1 protein-coding gene is annotated in these 305 nt (G+C 52.8%); it reads right to left on the reverse strand.

Going from position 1 to position 305, the window contains the following annotated elements:
* Positions 1 to 37: 37 nt before the first annotated feature.
* Positions 38 to 305, reverse strand: a 268-nt coding sequence (locus tag K0F88_RS32100) for an integrase core domain-containing protein (protein ID WP_219097883.1), incomplete at its 5' end; no start/stop codon positions are given.

Consider the following 305-nt stretch of genomic DNA (forward strand, 5'->3'; position numbering starts at 1 on the left):
TGAACTGGTCAAGTAATTCTGGACACCAGTTAAGGTTTCACGCCGCCAGTTTCTCCATAGCTACCGGCGACCGGTAGTCGTTGTAGCTATGGAGTCTGACGTTGTTGTAGCGCATCACATAACGCTGCACATCCACGCGGGCTTCATGTTCCGAGCTGTAGCCGCCTTCTGGAACCCACTCTGATTTCAGGCTGCCAAAGAAACGCTCCATCGGGGCGTTGTCCCAGCACTCACCTTTACGACTCATGCTTTGCAGAAGTCCATGCTTGCGCATCTCGTTCCTGAATTTGTGGCTGGTGTATTGG

The sequence above is a fragment of the Pseudomonas sp. UMAB-40 genome (assembly GCF_900095275.1).
In the GTDB taxonomy this organism is placed as follows: Bacteria; Pseudomonadota; Gammaproteobacteria; order Pseudomonadales; family Pseudomonadaceae; genus Aquipseudomonas; species Aquipseudomonas mandelii_B.